A 15,128-nucleotide genomic window follows, 5' to 3' on the forward strand; every position below is an offset into this window, starting at 1 on the left:
TTGCCCAAGACTGGTTCAGGTCATTTTATTGAAAATTCGAAATAGCAGAAATTCAAACCGCCGCAGGCAACATTAGTTAGTAGAAAGGTAATATCCACGGTCAAAACGCAATACACCGTTGCATTTGACACTTGATTTTATTGGTCGGAGTGAGAGGATTCGAACCTCCGACCCCTGCCTCCCGAAGACAGTGCTCTACCAGGCTGAGCTACACTCCGACCGTGGCGCGTGATCTATACCTCGTCATATCGATGTGCAAGAGGGATTTTGGGCGTACACACATATGTCGTCGCTGGATTCGAGGGGTGGTTTTAACCCTTCGCCTGATCTGCGATTTCGCTGAGTTACTGCAACGGATTTGTTCGATACAGTCGGATTTTTGTTCCCCCGTGATCAACGATTGGGCCGGGGGGAAGCATTGGCAATCGCGTTGCGCGGGCAAGTCCGGGTGTGGTGGTGATGATGCCCACACGCCATCGCTGGAAACGACTGGATAATACCTTGCCTAAACTGCCATAGAGCGACCCCAGGCGCTTTTCATCACCGATGCGTGCCCCGTAGGGCGGATTGACAATGACCAGCCCAGCTGGGCCTTCTGGCGGCTTGATATCACTGACCGAACAGTGCTGAAATCGGGTGGCATGATCCACTTGTGCCTGTCGGGCGTTAGAGCGTGAAGCCTCAATCGCGCCTGTATTGCGATCTGAGCCAAAGAATCTCAGCTCTGTTTCGGGTTGACCGGTACGAGTGCGCATTTTTTGCCAAACATCTGGATCGAAGCTTGCCAAATCTTCGAATGCGAACTGACGTGAGCGGCCTGGGGGCAGACCAAGTGCAATTTCAGCCGCTTCGATAACGAATGTTCCAGAGCCACACATCGGGTCCAGAACCGGTTCAGACCCGTCAAACCCACACTCACGCAGGAACATCGAAGCCATTGTTTCCCGCATCGGGGCCTTGGCGACTGCAGGCTTATGACCGCGCTTGTGCAAGGGCTCGCCGGATGTGTCGACGGAGATCGTGCATATGTCTTTTTCGATTCTTAGCAGCACGCGGACTTTGCCATCGGGTGAGACTGAGGTGCCGAGCCCCTCGGATATGGCTTGTTCGATGCGCTGTCGCGCCGCTCCTGCATGATAGATACGAGATTTACGGCAGGTTGCTTCGACCTTCACGGGAATGTCTGGCCTGAGATAACTCGCCCACGGGAATTTTCGGGCGCGCTTGTCCAATTGCGCCAAATGCACGGCGGGGAAACTGCCCAGTCGCACCAGAACCTTGTTGGCACCGCGCAATTCCAGATTGGCGCGCCAGACTTCCGGCCAATCGCCACGGCACACGACACCACCTGGAACGATCCTGGCGCCCGAGAATCCGCGCTCGATGGCCTCGGCACACAAAGGCGTTTCGAGCCCTGGAGTGGCAATCAGAAAAATCTCGAATTTATCATTGTTGTCCATTGTGGTTGCTTATACCGGTTGATCAGCCTGTGCGACACGCAAATTAAATGGGCAAATTGTTCTGAACGACCGTAAGCTCAAAAGAATGTGACATTCCTTTTCGATTTTGGGCGGTAACAGGTTTGCGTTTGCACTCATCCCCGCGTAAAGGAGCCGTGATCGGAAATACGCCTGCGGATTCTGGTCGGATAATGGCGCTTTCGCGACCGGACAGACGGGAAATTTCGTGTTATTTCCTGGCATCATTGTAAGATGGCGCGCAGCAGGCGCAGGACAAAGGCTTGGAAGAACGTAGCAACATGCAAACTTTCAAACTAAAAAAAGGGTTGGATTTGCCGGTTGAAGGCGCGCCCGAACAGAAAATCCAGCCGGGGCCTGAATTCTCGTCGGTTGCCGTTCTGGGCAGTGATTATATCGGATTAAAGCCCAAGATGCTGGTGCAAGAGGGCGACGCGGTCCAGCGAGGAACGCCGTTGTTCTGCCACAAGGATGCGCCCGACGCGATGATGGTCGCGCCGCTGACTGGCAAGGTCGTGGCAATTAATCGCGGGGCGCGACGTGTATTGCAGAGCGTGGTGATCGAGGTTTCGGATGCCAATGACGCCGGCATAGATTTCTCGGGCACCGGCGATGCCGAGACTGCCGAAGGTGTTACGGCTAAGCTCTGCGCGGCCGGGCTGTGGACTTCTTTCCGGACACGTCCTTATTCAAAGATGCCCGAACCAGGCTCCAAGCCTACAGCAATCTTCGTGACAGCCATGGACAGCGATCCACTGGCAGGTGATGCGGCATTGGTTATTGCGGATGCGGGCGAGGCATTTGCGGCTGGTCTCGCAGCTGTCTCAAACCTGACCGACGGCAAGACTTATCTGTGCCAGCAAGAGGGGGCATCCATCCCCGGTTCCGATCTGCCAGGTATAGAAGCGGCTGCGTTTTCCGGCCCACACCCCTCGGGCCTTGCTGGAACTCATATTCACTTCCTTGAGCCGCTGACAGGGGACAAACAGGTTTGGACCATTGGCTACCAGGACGTGATCGCGATCGGTCGTCTGATGCAGACCGGTCATCTGGATTCAAACATCGTGATTGCTTTGTCTGGACCGGGCGCGCGCCAGCCGCGCCTGATCCGCACCGTGATGGGCGCGTCGACGGATGACCTGACCAGGGACGAAGTGAACGTCGACGGGATCGCACGGATCATCTCGGGGTCGATCTTGTCGGGGCAGCATGCCGATGGTCCGACCGCCTATCTGGGCCGTTTTGCTCGCCAGATCAGCATTATTCGCGAAGATCATGATCAGCACACACTGGGCTGGATTCTTCCTATGCCTTCGAAATATGCGGTACAGCCTGTTTTGGGATCGGCTTTTGCCAAGAAGCTCTATTCATTCACGTCTAACCTGAATGGTGGTCGCCGCGCGATGGTGCCGACGGGTGTATTCGAAGAGCTTATGCCCCAGGATTATCTGCCGACGCAATTGCTGCGGGCGCTACTGGTGATGGACACCGACACCGCGCAGGCGCTGGGTGCACTGGAACTGGACGAAGAAGATCTGGGCCTTGTGGGCTTTGCCTGCCCTGCGAAATATGAATATGGGCTGGCGCTGCGCGACTGCCTCACCAAGATTGAAAAGGAGGGCTGATCCACATGGGTTTGCGCAGCTTCTTCGATCGGATCGAGCCGAACTTTACCAAGGGCGGCAAGTACGAAAAATATTTCCCCATCTACGAGATGGTGGAAAGTTTTATCTACACTCCGAAAACCGTCACGACCGTCGCGCCGCATGCGCGCTCTTACGTGGATATGAAGCGGATCATGACCTACGTCGTGATTGCTACGATCCCCGCAATCCTCTGGGGGATGTATAACACCGGCTATCAGGCAAACTCGGCCATCGCCACGCTAGGACCGGATTCGGCAACAGGATGGCGGATTGCGATCCTGCAGATGTTCGGTATCTCGCTGAACCCTGACAGCATTTTCGCCAATGTGATGCATGGATTGATGTATTTCCTTCCGATCTACATCACCACACTGGTTGCGGGCGGTATTTTTGAGGTCATCTTCGCCACTGTGCGCGGCCATGAGGTCAATGAGGGTTTTCTAGTTACCTCTATGCTTTACACCCTGATAATGCCTGCGACTGCGCCATTGTGGCAGGTCGCGTTAGGCATCATTTTCGGTGTCGTGATCGGTAAGGAAGTATTTGGCGGCACGGGCAAGAACTTCCTCAACCCAGCGCTGGTCGGACGCGCTTTCCTATATTTCGCCTATCCCGCGCAAATGTCGGGGGATTCAGTCTGGACCCCGGTGGATGGATTTTCCGGTGCGACTGCATTGGGCATCTCCGCTGCTGAAGGCGTTCAGGCACTGGCGGCCGACGGGATCACCTGGGCCAATGCGTTCTTCGGGCAAATTCAGGGTAGCTTTGGAGAGACATCGACGCTGGCTTGCATGATCGGCCTGGCCTTCCTGCTGACGACCAAGATTGCCAATTATCGCCTGATTGTGGGCTGTCTTGCGGGCACGATAGGCTTCACGCTTCTGCTGAATCTGATCGGATCGGACACAAATCCGATGTTCGCGATGCCTTGGTACTGGCATATCGTTCTTGGGGGCTACGCCTTTGGTCTGGCGTTCATGGTAACCGAGCCCGTTTCGGCCAGCCACACCAATATGGGCCGTTACATCTATGGCGCGCTGATTGGTATCATGGTTGTGATGATCCGCGTCATTAACCCCGCTTTCCCCGAAGGTATGATGCTGGCAATCTTGTTCGGAAACGTTTTTGCGCCGCTGATCGACTATTTCGTCGTCCAGGCAAACATCAAACGGAGGGCGCGTCGCCATGTCTGATACGCAATCCAATGAACCCAAGGGAGCGATTGCCAAGTTTCTGGCTGCTTCGCCAGATTCGGTTGGCAAGACTATCTTTGTTGCCGTTGCCGTCTGCCTTGTAGCCTCGATGGTCGTGTCTGCTGCTGCGGTCAGCCTGCGCCCGGTGCAGGAAATCAACCGTTTGAAGGATAAGCAAGTCAACGTTCTGCAGGTTGCCGGCATCTACGAACCGGGCATTGATGTGACCGAGGCATTCGCTGCGTTTGAGCCGCATGTACTGGAATTGTCTACAGGTGAATTCGTTGACGATCAGTTCGACGCGACCACCTTCGATGATATCGCTGCTGCCAGCGATCCAGATCTGAGCGTCGCTTTGGACGATGACCCGGCTGGGATCGGGCGCAAGTCCAAGTACCGCGTGATCTATCTGCTGCGTGATGATGCCGGGGCGCTCGACAAGGTAATCCTGCCGCTTCACGGTTATGGCCTGTGGTCTACGCTTTATGGTTTCATCGCGCTGGAAAACAACGGCAACGATATCTACGGCCTGCAGTTCTATCAGCACGGTGAGACACCGGGCCTTGGCGCCGAAGTGGACAATCCTCGCTGGAAGGCGCTGTGGAATGGCAAAAAGCTGCGCGATGATGCAGGCGATCTGCAAATCACCGTCGCCAAGTCGCAACCCGCAGCAGGTCCTGATTTCTATGTCGATGCGCTGGCAGGCGCCACGCTGACTTCGGTTGGTGTCGACAACCTGGTGAAATTCTGGATGGGCGACGCGGGCTACGCTCCGTTCCTGGCCAAACTGCAAGCAGGAGAGCTTTGATGTCTCAGACCAAGAAAGAGATGCTGGTCGACCCGCTTGTCGACAACAACCCGATCACGCTGCAGGTGCTGGGCATCTGTTCGGCGCTGGCGGTGACCTCGTCACTGCAGGTGTCTATGGTGATGGCGCTGGCGGTGATCTTCGTGACCTCGTTCTCGTCTTTCTTCATCTCGTGCCTGCGCAACCAGATCCCGGGTTCGATCCGGATCATCGTACAGATGGTTATCATTGCCTCACTGGTGATCCTGGTGGACCAGATTCTCAAGGCTTATGCGTTTGAGATTTCAAAAACACTGTCGGTCTTTGTCGGCTTGATCATCACCAACTGTATCGTGATGGGCCGGGCCGAAGCGTTTGCCATGAAGAACCCCCCGGTCGCGTCCTTTATCGACGGTATGGGCAACGGCATGGGCTATGGTCTGATCCTGCTGCTGGTAGGTTTCATTCGTGAGCTGTTTGGCGCCGGGTCACTGTTCGGTGTCACCATTCTGGAGACCGTCAACAATGGCGGCTGGTATGTGCCCAACGGCATGCTGCTACTGCCGCCGTCGGCTTTCTTCATCATCGGTCTGATCATCTGGGCCTTCCGCACATGGAAGCCGAACCAGGTGGAAGAGCGTGAATACAAAATCCAGCAGGTAGAGGCCCACTGATGGAAGGTCTGATTTCACTGGCCGTAAAGGCCATCTTTGTCGAAAACCTTGCGCTCAGCTTCTTTCTGGGGATGTGTACCTTCATCGCTGTTTCGAAGAAGATTTCAACTGCGCTGGGTCTGGGCATCTCGGTCATGGTGGTGCAAGCCATCACCGTGCCGGCGAATAATCTGCTGCTGAACTATCTGCTGAAACCAGGTGCTCTGGCCTGGGCTGGGTTCCCGGATGTGGACCTGACCTTCCTTGGTCTGATTTCGTATATCGGCGTGATCGCGGCGATGGTTCAGATCCTAGAGATGGTGCTGGATAAGTACTTCCCCCCGCTCTACAACGCGCTGGGGATTTTCCTGCCGCTGATCACTGTAAACTGCGCCATTTTGGGTGGTTCACTGTTCATGGTGGAACGCGACTACAATTTTGCCGAAGCGGCGACTTACGGTCTGTCCTCTGGCTTTGGCTGGGCTCTGGCGATTACCGCGATGGCGGGTGTTCGGGAAAAGCTGAAGTATTCGGACATTCCCGATGGTCTGCAAGGCCTGGGCATCACTTTCATCACCGCTGGACTGATGGCGATGGCCTTCATGTCCTTCTCGGGCGTGAAACTGTAAGGAGGGCGGAATGGAAACCTTTGGCTTAGGTGTAGCCCTTTTCACCGTTATCGTTCTTGGTCTGGTTGCCATCATCATGGCGGCGCGGTCCAAGCTGGTTTCAACCGGTAACGTGAACATCACCATCAATGGTGAGAAAACAATCTCGGTCCCGGCGGGTGGCAAGCTGCTGCAGACGCTTGCCGCAGAGAAGCTATTCGTGCCCTCCGCTTGTGGTGGCGGTGGCACCTGCGCGCAATGTCGCGTGCGCGTGCATTCCGGCGGTGGCTCGATCCTGCCGACCGAGGAAAGCCATATCACCAAGCGAGAGGCGTCTTGTGGTGACCGGCTATCCTGTCAAGTTGCAGTCAAGCAGGATATGGACATCGAAGTTCCCGAAGAGGTCTTCGGCGTCAAGAAATGGGAATGCACAGTTCGCTCGAACGAGAACGTAGCGACCTTCATCAAGGCTCTGACATTGGACCTCCCGGAAGGTGAGGACGTGAACTTCCGCGCTGGTGGTTACATCCAAATCGAAGCGCCTGCACACCAGCTCGCCTATACGGATTTCGACGTAGAAGAAGAATACCGCGAGGATTGGGATCGCTTCAATCTATGGCAGTACAAATCCGTCGTCGCCGAACCGATCGAACGCGCCTATTCCATGGCAAACTATCCGGATGAAAAAGGCATGATCATGCTGAACGTCCGCGTGGCTTCGCCCCCTCCTGGGTCCGAAGGTATCCCTCCGGGTCAGATGTCGTCGTATATTTTCAACCTGAAACCGGGCGACAAGGTCACAATCTCAGGTCCCTTTGGCGAGTTCTTTGCTCGCGAGACAGAAAAAGAGATGGTCTTCATCGGTGGTGGTGCTGGTATGGCCCCAATGCGCAGCCATATCTTTGACCAGCTCAAACGCCTTGAAAACCGCAACCGCAAGATCAGCTTCTGGTACGGCGCGCGGTCGAAGAAAGAGATGTTTTTTGTCGAAGACTTCGACACGCTGGCCAAGGAATTCGACAATTTCGAATGGCACGTTGCGTTGTCGGACGCCCAGCCCGAGGATGACTGGAAAGGCTACACTGGCTTTATCCACAACGTTCTGTTCGAGGAATATCTGAAGAACCACCCCGCACCCGAGGATTGCGAATACTACATGTGTGGTCCGCCAATCATGAACCAGTCGGTCATCAACATGCTGCTGGATCTGGGCGTGGATCGCGAAGACATCATGCTCGATGATTTCGGCGGATAAACAGCATCGGTCGGTTCCAACCCTTGGGACCGACCATTTTCATTTTTGGGTCTGATGTTGGGCAGGCTGCCAATATCAACGTCTGCATTTGGCGAATGCTGCTCCATATTTTTCCGCATTAGGCAGCAGGTCTTATGTTAACCGGATGGATCAAAAGGCTTATCGCATTTCAAACACCGTCTGATCAGCCGGTGAATCTGTATTCATTGGCGCCTACAGAAAAATTCTACGCAATCGGAGACATTCATGGGAGGTTGGATCTTTTACAACGGCTGCTACCTGCGCTGGATAACGAATGTCCGGTGGTGTTTGTAGGCGACTATGTTGACCGGGGCGGATACAGCGCGCAGGTGTTGCGTCAGCTACACCACCTCGACACGAACCCTGAAACCCGGGCGATCTGCCTGAAAGGCAATCACGAAGATATGCTGCTTGGGTTTTTGTCTGATCCAACACGGATGGAGCGTGTCTGGCTGTATAATGGCGGTGCTCAGACTTTGGCTTCGTTTGGGCTTGCTGATATTGACCAGTCCAACCCGCAAGCCGTTGCCGAACAACTGCAGCAAGCGATGGGACAACCGCTTTTGGACTGGCTGCATGATCGGCCGCTGACCTGGACGAGCGGGAATGTAACGGTTGTTCATGCCGCGCTTGATCCATCGCAGCCGGTCGATCGGCAACAGGACAGAACTTGCCTTTGGGGGCATCCTCAGTTCCGCAAGAAACGCCGGAAAGACGAGCAATGGGTGGTGCATGGCCATACCATCGTCGACGAAGCTCGGGTCGAGCATGATGTCATATCGATTGATACAGGTGCGTTCATCACCGATCAGTTGACGGCTGCGGAAATCTCGCCTGGTTCTGTCCGATTTATCTCGACCGCGCACACCGGAATCGCGCGCGTATTAGCGTAAGTCGCTAGCCGACGATCATTTGCTTCATTCTAAGTGCTTCGTATTCCAGTTCTTTCAAGCGGAAATGAACCACATCGCCAATGGTGATCACCCCGCGCAGATTTTCATCACTCAGTACGGGCATATGCCGGAACCGGCCTTCGGTCATGGTTTTCAGCACGTCGTTCAGATAATCTTCGGGGCTGCAGGTTTTAACCTCGGTCGTCATAAGATCAGCCACGGATTGGGGTAGGGTTTGGCCGGGCGTTTCCGCCATACGGCGCACGATGTCACGTTCGGACAGGATACCCTGCAGGGCACCATTCTGATCCGTCACAACAACGGCCCCGATGCGTTTTTCGCGCAAGATATCCACGACCGAGTGAATCGTGTCGTTGGGCCGCACCGAAAAAACAGCATCCCCTTTGCCTTCCATCAGTTTCGCAACCGTTGTCTGGGTATGCGACAGATTGGTCTCAACTGATTGACTGCGGGTTGTCGCCGCGGCCTTGTCGCCGCGTGTCGGAGGCTGGTAAGAGCTTGGGGCCATGGGCGGTCTCCTCTTTCACCGGTATTGTCCTTACAACCTACCTTACCGCAGGGACCGGCCCTGTATAGGGTGCAATTTCGAAAACCGGCGTAACTTGGCCACTTCAAAAGGAAATTGCTTGTGAGCAACCTGTATCTGACCCCACCAGTTGCCGCGCTGATATTCTTTATCGTGGTGGTCTGCGGCCATAATTTTCGCATGGCTTGGAAACAGCAACCGGAAGGTTGGCAAAAGCGCGCTTGGCTGTTTGGCGTCCCGGCAGCAATCGGGCTTTTTGCATTGGCGTTTTTGCCGCTCAAGATTTGATGTCGGTTTGACTCTGAACAGGCTCACTGGCATATGCCGGGCAAGAACACTCCCGGGAGATTGCACCATGCGCCCACTGATCGCACTGGCCTTACTTTTGACTGTTTCGGCCTGCTTGTTTGGCAAAGAGCCTGACGTGGTACGCCTGTCCGGCGAGACGATGGGCACCACGTTCAACATCACCGCAATCGGCGATGATTTGGACGAAGCAGCGCTGGGGCAAGCGGTTCAGGAGACCCTGGCGCAGGTCAATGCCAAGATGTCCAACTGGGACCCGAATTCCGAGGTCTCGACCTTCTCGGCCTCAGGCAGCACGGACCCCATGCAAGTGTCAGACGAATTTGCCTTCGTCATCGAGGCCGCAAATGAGGTTCACGAAAAATCCGGTGGTACGTTTGATGTTACCCTTGGTCCGCTGATCGAATTGTGGGGGTTTGGACCGCGAAAACCTGAAGACCCAATTCCGGCAGATGACGAGATCGCGACAGCGCTTGGGCAAGTGGGGCAAGCGCGGCTGTTAGACTTGGATCGCGGAGCGGGCACTTTGGCCAAATCAGAGGCCGGAGTCGGGATCAACCTTTCTGCGATCGCCAAAGGCTATGGCATCGATGCGGTTGCCGCACAGCTGCGCGAGGCCGGGATCGAGAACTATATGGTCGAGATCGGTGGTGATCTGGTGACCATGGGCGAGAATGACAAAGGCGAAAGCTGGCGCATCGGGATCGAACAACCCGAGACTGGCGCGCAATCAATCCAGTTGATCGTGCCGCTCGACAATCTGGGAATGGCGACCTCGGGTGATTACAAGAACTTCTTCGAACAGGACGGGGTGCGCTATTCGCATATCATTGACCCGACGACGGGCCGCCCGATTACTCATCGCACCACTTCGGTTACTGTTTTAGCAGACAACGCCATGATGGCGGATGCGTGGGCAACGGCGATGCTAGCATTGGGTCTGGAAAAGGGTCTGGAACTGGCCGAAGAGCATAAACTTGCCGTGTTCTTCATCTCTCGGGATGTGACAAGCGGAGAAGAAGCCTATATCACCGTACAAAGCAGCGCCTTCAAGGCTGCGCTGGGGACCAACTGACCGGTAGGAACCGCTATGAGCACCTTTATTCTAGCCTTTTTCCTGTTGCTGATCGTCATGGTTGGCATGGCGCTGGGTGTGATGTTGATGGGCAAAACCATCAAAGGCAGCTGCGGTGGCCTGAACGCGATCTCGGGTGCCGATAAATGTGTGGTCTGTCAAAAGGATATCGATCCCGACAGCCCTCTGCGCGACCAGTTGCAGTGCAAGCGTGCGAAAAAGATGCTGCAACAGATGGAAGGCTAGGATAACCCTCTTGGCATGAACAAAGCCAAGAACGTCCTCTTCATCATGTTCGACCAATTGCGCTGGGATTACCTCAGCTGCTACGGACATCCACATCTGCATACGCCAAATATTGACCGTCTCGCCTCGATGGGTATGCGGTTCACACGGGCCTACATCCAGTCACCGATCTGCGGCAGTTCCCGTATGTCGACCTATACCGGCCGCTACGTGCATTCGCACGGCGCGTCATGGAATGGAATCCCGCTGAAAGTTGGTGAGATCACCATGGCCGATCACTTGCGCAAGGCAGGGATGGATTGCTGGTTGGTTGGCAAGACTCATATGCGCGCAGACGCCGAGGGCATGGCCCGTTTGGGGCTTGAGCCCGACAGCCTGATCGGCGCGCGCGTCGCTGAATGCGGGTTTGATGTTTTTGAACGCGATGACGGGATGCGCCCCGAAGGGCCGGATGGGTTTTATGACCCGGATGGCGCCAAAAGGTACAACGAGTATCTGAAAGACAAAGGCTATGAGAGTGACAACCCCTGGCACGACTTCGCCAATTCGGGGCTGGATGAAGAGGGCAATGTACTTTCAGGTTGGTTCCTGAAAAATTCGTCAGAGGCCGCGAATATCGCCGAGGAAGACAGCGAAACGCCTTATCTTACCTCTCGCGGCATGGAGTTCATGGAAAACCATGAGGGGCCGTGGTGCTGCCACCTCAGCTATATCAAACCGCATTGGCCCTATATTGTGCCAGAACCCTACGCCTCGATGTATGGTCCCGAACACATCCTGCCTGTCATTCGGTCCGAAGCTGAACGGCAGAACGCTCATCCGGTGCTGAAAGCGTTCATGGATACGAAAATCGGCCAGACCTTCTCGCGTCAGGATGTACGCGAGGCCGTGATCCCAGCCTATATGGGCCTGATCAAGCAGGCTGACGACCAAATGGGGCGGCTGTTTGACTGGATGGATCAAACCGGACGAATGCAGGACACGATGATCGTGCTGACCTCGGATCACGGGGATTTTCTGGGCGATCACTGGATGGGAGAGAAGACCTTCTTCCATGACGCCTCGACCAAAATGCCGCTGATCATCTTTGATCCATCGCCCGAGGCTGATGCCACACGCGGCACCACATGCGATGCATTGGTCGAATCCATCGATCTAGCGCCCACGTTTCTGGAGGTTGCAGGCGGTGAACCCGCAGGGCACCTTCTGGAAGGGCATTCATTGCTGCCCATCCTGCACGGTCAGGCCGAAAGCACTCCGCGCGATGTGGTGATTTGTGAGTACGACTACTCCGCATCCCCCATTGCGCAGACACTGAACGCCTCGGTTCGGGATGCGGTCATGTTCATGGTCGCAAACGAGAAATGGAAGCTGATCCATTGTGAAGGGGGCTATCGCCCGCTTTTGTTTGATCTAGAGAATGATCCGAGCGAGCTGACGGACCTGGGCGAAAGCGATGAACATGCAGACATCATCGCCGAGATGTATGATCACCTGTTCACCTGGACGCGGCGCCAGTCGCAGCGCACGACCCGGTCGGAAGAACAACTGCTAAACATGCGTGGATCAAGCCGAGGAACAGGCGTGGTGATCGGTATTTACGACGAAAACGAGATGCCGCTTGAGCTGACCGTTAAATACCGCAACCGCAAAGCGCGACCCTTTGGGGACTACAAGACAGATTAATTCTTCATTCGCGGCCCTAATGACGGTTCAACCTTGAGCGGGCAGGGGGTAGAAGACAGCAACGCCGCCTCAATCGGAGAGCTTTCATGACCGCCCCAAAGCCCGTTGTCCTTTGTATCCTTGATGGTTGGGGCCTATCCGACGACACCAAGGCCAATGCGGTTTATCTGGCAAATACGCCAACCTTTGATGCTCTCATGGCTGAAGGTCCTCATGCGCAACTGATAACGCACGGGCCGGATGTGGGTCTACCTAGTGGTCAGATGGGTAATTCCGAGGTTGGTCACACCAATATCGGGGCTGGGCGCGTGGTTGCGATGGATCTGGGGCAGATTGACCTAGCCATAGAAGACGGTTCTTTCTTTCACAATGAGGCGCTGCAGAGCTTCATCGCTAAGGTGAAAGCTGCAGGCGGGACAGCACATCTGATGGGGCTGGTATCGGATGGGGGCGTGCACGGGCACCTGGATCACATCGTGGCTGCCGCCAAAGCGGTTACCGATGCGGGTGTGCCTGTGGCGCTACATGCGATCACCGACGGGCGCGATGTGGCCCCGAAATCGGCCTTTACCTATATCGCCGAACTCGAAGACCGGTTGCCCGATGGCGCGAAGGTCGTCACCGTCTGTGGGCGCTACTTTGCCATGGACCGCGATAATCGCTGGGAACGCGTTTCCGAGGCTTATGACGCAATAGTCAAAGGTCAGGGGCGCACCGTGGCCTCGGCCCATGAGGCCGTCGACCATGCCTACGCCCAATCCGAAACCGACGAGTTTATCGCGCCCACGGTTCTTGCTGGTTATTCCGGTATCAAGGACGGTGACGGGTTCTTTTGCCTGAACTTCCGCGCCGACCGTGCCCGAGAAATCCTGCGGGCAATTGGGGAGCCCGGTTTTGCTGAGTTCGACACCGGTCCGCGTCCGCAGTTGTCGGCGTTACTTGGCATGGTTGAGTATTCCGATGGCCACAACGATTATATGACGACCGTATTTCCCAAGCGGGATATCGTGAACACGCTGGGCGAATGGGTTGCTAAGCAAGGCCTGCGCCAGTTCCGGCTGGCCGAGACCGAGAAGTACCCTCATGTCACTTTCTTCCTGAACGGTGGCAAAGAGCAGCCTGAGGGTGGCGAGGATCGCTTCATGCCCAAATCGCCCAAAGTGGCGACATATGATTTGCAGCCCGAGATGTCCTCGGCCGAAGTGACAGAAAAGTTCGTCGAGGCGATCCACGGCGGATATGATCTGATCGTCACCAACTACGCCAATCCCGATATGGTTGGCCATACCGGTGATCTGAAAGCTGCGATCAAGGCCTGTGAGGCTGTTGATCAAGGTCTGGGGCAGGTGGTTGCAGCGCTGAAGCAGGTCGGGGGTGCGATGATCGTGACCGCAGATCATGGTAACTGCGAAATGATGGTCGATCCGGAGACGGGCGGTCCACATACGGCCCATACGCTGAACCCCGTGCCTGTCGTTCTGGCCGGCGGCCCCGAAGGTTCAAGCCTGCGCGATGGGCGCTTGGCCGATCTTGCTCCAACTTTGTTGCAGCTTATGGAATTGCCGAAACCCGTTGAAATGACAGGGGAAAGCTTGCTGACATGAGATTGCGCCCGATCGTTGCTGCAGCGCTGATTTGGGCCACCCCTGTCGTCGCCCAAACCAGCCCGTCAAAGGCGGCACTAGAAGCGGCCGAGATGCTGGAGCAAGCCTCGATCGCGTTGACTGAGGCCGAATCTGCCCGCGACCGGGTCAAAGCTCTGACCGAAACCATAAAAGCCTATGAGGCCGGTCTGAGCGCCATGCGCGACGGCCTGCGCCGCGCGGCCTTGCGCGAGGCGCAATTGACTGCAGAATTGCAGGTACAAGAGCAGGAGGTGGCGCAGCTTTTAGGTGTTCTGCAGACGATCGAAACCACCGCGCCTCCGGTACTTATGCTGCACCCGTCCGGCCCACTTGGGGCCGCGCGCACTGGTATGATGTTGTCCGAAGTTACGCCTGGGTTGAACGCGCAGGCTCAGGCGCTAGCAAACGAATTGCAAGAGGTACAGACACTGCGACAGCTTCAACAAAACGCTGCCAATACGCTGACCGAAGGGTTGGAGGGTGTTCAGGATGCCCGCACGCAGCTTAGTGAGGCGATAGCGGACCGGACCGATCTGCCTCGCCGTTTCGTAGAAGATCCTGTGCGTACAGCGATCCTGATATCCTCGACCGAAACGCTGGATGGGTTTGCCAGTGGGTTATCCGAGATCACCGATGGTGAGATTGAAGATACAAATGCAGATGTCTCGGGCCGGAAAGGTCAAATCGCCTTGCCCGCACAAGGGGTCATGCTGCACTGGGCGGGCGAAACGGACGCGGCGGGGGTAACGCGCCCCGGGCTGGTGCTGGGCACGCGACCCCGCGCATTGGTCACCGCGCCAACGGCTGCCACGATCCGTTACCGCGGGCCCTTGCTGGATCTCGGGAATCTTGTGATCCTTGAACCCCAGCCCGGATTGCTATTCGTGTTCTCAGGTCTGCAAGAGGTATATGGTCTGACCGGGGAAGTGATACCCGAGGGTACTCCGGTAGGTTTGATGCCGGGTGAAACTCCGGAAATCGGCGCTATTATGTCAACAAGCGGTGATGGCACTGGAACTGACTGGTCAGAAACGCTCTATATAGAAGTAAGACAGGATAACAGCCCAGTGGACCCGGAATCATGGTTCCGGACGGACAAGGATGGATAA

Annotated in this window: 15 protein-coding genes and 1 tRNA gene; 13 read left to right on the forward strand and 3 right to left on the reverse strand. The window is 55.9% G+C overall.

The features are described 5' to 3' along the window. Positions 1–141: 141 nt before the first annotated feature. Positions 142–218 (reverse strand) — tRNA-Pro (locus tag ACR0AU_RS07380). A gap of 126 nt (positions 219–344) precedes the next feature. Further along, positions 345–1,460 carry a THUMP domain-containing class I SAM-dependent RNA methyltransferase gene (locus ACR0AU_RS07385; RefSeq protein ID WP_480795485.1) on the reverse strand — a complete coding sequence of 372 codons (1,116 nt, stop codon included), beginning with the start codon at positions 1,458–1,460 and terminating at the stop codon, positions 345–347. Positions 1,461–1,759: 299 nt separating this feature from the next. Here ACR0AU_RS07385 and ACR0AU_RS07390 point away from each other — a divergent pair, with 299 nt between their 5' ends. The 7 genes from ACR0AU_RS07390 to ACR0AU_RS07420 all read left to right on the forward strand — a co-directional run bounded on the left by ACR0AU_RS07390 (position 1,760) and on the right by ACR0AU_RS07420 (position 8,534). Next, a complete protein-coding gene (locus ACR0AU_RS07390) occupies positions 1,760–3,103 on the forward strand; it encodes a Na(+)-translocating NADH-quinone reductase subunit A (RefSeq protein WP_170611555.1) in 1,344 nt (447 codons plus the stop codon). A gap of 5 nt (positions 3,104–3,108) precedes the next feature. Further along, on the forward strand, positions 3,109–4,317 hold the full coding sequence (locus ACR0AU_RS07395) for an NADH:ubiquinone reductase (Na(+)-transporting) subunit B (protein WP_170407221.1): 1,209 nt from the start codon (positions 3,109–3,111) through the stop codon (positions 4,315–4,317). After that, a complete protein-coding gene (locus ACR0AU_RS07400) occupies positions 4,310–5,125 on the forward strand; it encodes a Na(+)-translocating NADH-quinone reductase subunit C (protein WP_480591113.1) in 816 nt (271 codons plus the stop codon). The genes ACR0AU_RS07395 and ACR0AU_RS07400 overlap by 8 nt, the downstream gene beginning before the upstream one ends. Beyond that, entirely contained in the window at positions 5,125–5,778 is a 654-nt protein-coding gene (locus tag ACR0AU_RS07405; RefSeq protein ID WP_152460184.1) for an NADH:ubiquinone reductase (Na(+)-transporting) subunit D, read from the forward strand. Before ACR0AU_RS07400 ends, ACR0AU_RS07405 begins: the two co-directional genes overlap by 1 nt. Beyond that, complete coding sequence (gene nqrE, locus ACR0AU_RS07410) at positions 5,778–6,386, forward strand: NADH:ubiquinone reductase (Na(+)-transporting) subunit E (protein ID WP_050603817.1); 609 nt, start codon at positions 5,778–5,780, stop codon at positions 6,384–6,386. Before ACR0AU_RS07405 ends, nqrE begins: the two co-directional genes overlap by 1 nt. A gap of 10 nt (positions 6,387–6,396) precedes the next feature. Continuing rightward, positions 6,397–7,620, forward strand: coding sequence for an NADH:ubiquinone reductase (Na(+)-transporting) subunit F (nqrF, locus tag ACR0AU_RS07415; RefSeq protein ID WP_170393981.1), 1,224 nt, complete (start codon positions 6,397–6,399; stop codon positions 7,618–7,620). Positions 7,621–7,754: 134 nt separating this feature from the next. Continuing rightward, positions 7,755–8,534: a metallophosphoesterase gene (locus ACR0AU_RS07420; RefSeq protein ID WP_480795486.1), complete on the forward strand. Its 780-nt coding sequence runs from the start codon at positions 7,755–7,757 to the stop codon at positions 8,532–8,534. Positions 8,535–8,538: 4 nt separating this feature from the next. Here ACR0AU_RS07420 and ACR0AU_RS07425 read toward each other — a convergent pair whose 3' ends face one another. Beyond that, positions 8,539–9,063 (reverse strand): CBS domain-containing protein, encoded by a 525-nt coding sequence (locus tag ACR0AU_RS07425; RefSeq protein WP_480591117.1) that lies wholly within the window; start codon positions 9,061–9,063, stop codon positions 8,539–8,541. Positions 9,064–9,183: 120 nt separating this feature from the next. On the opposite strand from ACR0AU_RS07425, the gene ACR0AU_RS07430 reads away from it, so the two are divergent. The 6 genes from ACR0AU_RS07430 to ACR0AU_RS07455 all read left to right on the forward strand — a co-directional run bounded on the left by ACR0AU_RS07430 (position 9,184) and on the right by ACR0AU_RS07455 (position 15,128). Next, the gene (locus ACR0AU_RS07430) at positions 9,184–9,369 is read left to right on the forward strand and encodes a hypothetical protein (protein WP_170407230.1); all 186 of its coding nucleotides are present in this window, start codon (positions 9,184–9,186) and stop codon (positions 9,367–9,369) included. 67 nt (positions 9,370–9,436) lie between these two features. After that, the gene (locus ACR0AU_RS07435; RefSeq protein ID WP_170646885.1) at positions 9,437–10,462 is read left to right on the forward strand and encodes an FAD:protein FMN transferase; all 1,026 of its coding nucleotides are present in this window, start codon (positions 9,437–9,439) and stop codon (positions 10,460–10,462) included. 15 nt (positions 10,463–10,477) lie between these two features. Continuing rightward, the gene (gene nqrM, locus ACR0AU_RS07440) at positions 10,478–10,708 is read left to right on the forward strand and encodes a (Na+)-NQR maturation NqrM (RefSeq protein WP_170393970.1); all 231 of its coding nucleotides are present in this window, start codon (positions 10,478–10,480) and stop codon (positions 10,706–10,708) included. 15 nt (positions 10,709–10,723) lie between these two features. Beyond that, positions 10,724–12,394, forward strand: a complete 1,671-nt coding sequence (locus tag ACR0AU_RS07445; RefSeq protein ID WP_480795487.1) for a sulfatase-like hydrolase/transferase — start codon at positions 10,724–10,726, stop codon at positions 12,392–12,394. Positions 12,395–12,480: 86 nt separating this feature from the next. Beyond that, positions 12,481–13,998: a 2,3-bisphosphoglycerate-independent phosphoglycerate mutase gene (gene gpmI, locus ACR0AU_RS07450; protein WP_480795488.1), complete on the forward strand. Its 1,518-nt coding sequence runs from the start codon at positions 12,481–12,483 to the stop codon at positions 13,996–13,998. Further along, positions 13,995–15,128 (forward strand): peptidase M23, encoded by a 1,134-nt coding sequence (locus ACR0AU_RS07455; RefSeq protein WP_170732684.1) that lies wholly within the window; start codon positions 13,995–13,997, stop codon positions 15,126–15,128. Before gpmI ends, ACR0AU_RS07455 begins: the two co-directional genes overlap by 4 nt.

This window comes from Ruegeria sp. CG1, assembly GCF_056537265.1.

Coding starts and splice junctions, on each gene's coding strand:
- nqrE (WP_050603817.1), top strand. CDS start 5,778: ATGGAAGGTCTGATTTCACTGGCCGTAAAGGCCATCTTTGTCGAAAAC.
- ACR0AU_RS07445 (WP_480795487.1), top strand. CDS start 10,724: ATGAACAAAGCCAAGAACGTCCTCTTCATCATGTTCGACCAATTGCGC.
- nqrF (WP_170393981.1), top strand. CDS start 6,397: ATGGAAACCTTTGGCTTAGGTGTAGCCCTTTTCACCGTTATCGTTCTT.
- gpmI (WP_480795488.1), top strand. CDS start 12,481: ATGACCGCCCCAAAGCCCGTTGTCCTTTGTATCCTTGATGGTTGGGGC.
- ACR0AU_RS07405 (WP_152460184.1), top strand. CDS start 5,125: ATGTCTCAGACCAAGAAAGAGATGCTGGTCGACCCGCTTGTCGACAAC.
- ACR0AU_RS07395 (WP_170407221.1), top strand. CDS start 3,109: ATGGGTTTGCGCAGCTTCTTCGATCGGATCGAGCCGAACTTTACCAAG.
- ACR0AU_RS07390 (WP_170611555.1), top strand. CDS start 1,760: ATGCAAACTTTCAAACTAAAAAAAGGGTTGGATTTGCCGGTTGAAGGC.
- ACR0AU_RS07420 (WP_480795486.1), top strand. CDS start 7,755: ATGTTAACCGGATGGATCAAAAGGCTTATCGCATTTCAAACACCGTCT.
- nqrM (WP_170393970.1), top strand. CDS start 10,478: ATGAGCACCTTTATTCTAGCCTTTTTCCTGTTGCTGATCGTCATGGTT.
- ACR0AU_RS07435 (WP_170646885.1), top strand. CDS start 9,437: ATGCGCCCACTGATCGCACTGGCCTTACTTTTGACTGTTTCGGCCTGC.
- ACR0AU_RS07425 (WP_480591117.1), bottom strand. CDS start 9,063: ATGGCCCCAAGCTCTTACCAGCCTCCGACACGCGGCGACAAGGCCGCG.
- ACR0AU_RS07400 (WP_480591113.1), top strand. CDS start 4,310: ATGTCTGATACGCAATCCAATGAACCCAAGGGAGCGATTGCCAAGTTT.
- ACR0AU_RS07385 (WP_480795485.1), bottom strand. CDS start 1,460: ATGGACAACAATGATAAATTCGAGATTTTTCTGATTGCCACTCCAGGG.
- ACR0AU_RS07455 (WP_170732684.1), top strand. CDS start 13,995: ATGAGATTGCGCCCGATCGTTGCTGCAGCGCTGATTTGGGCCACCCCT.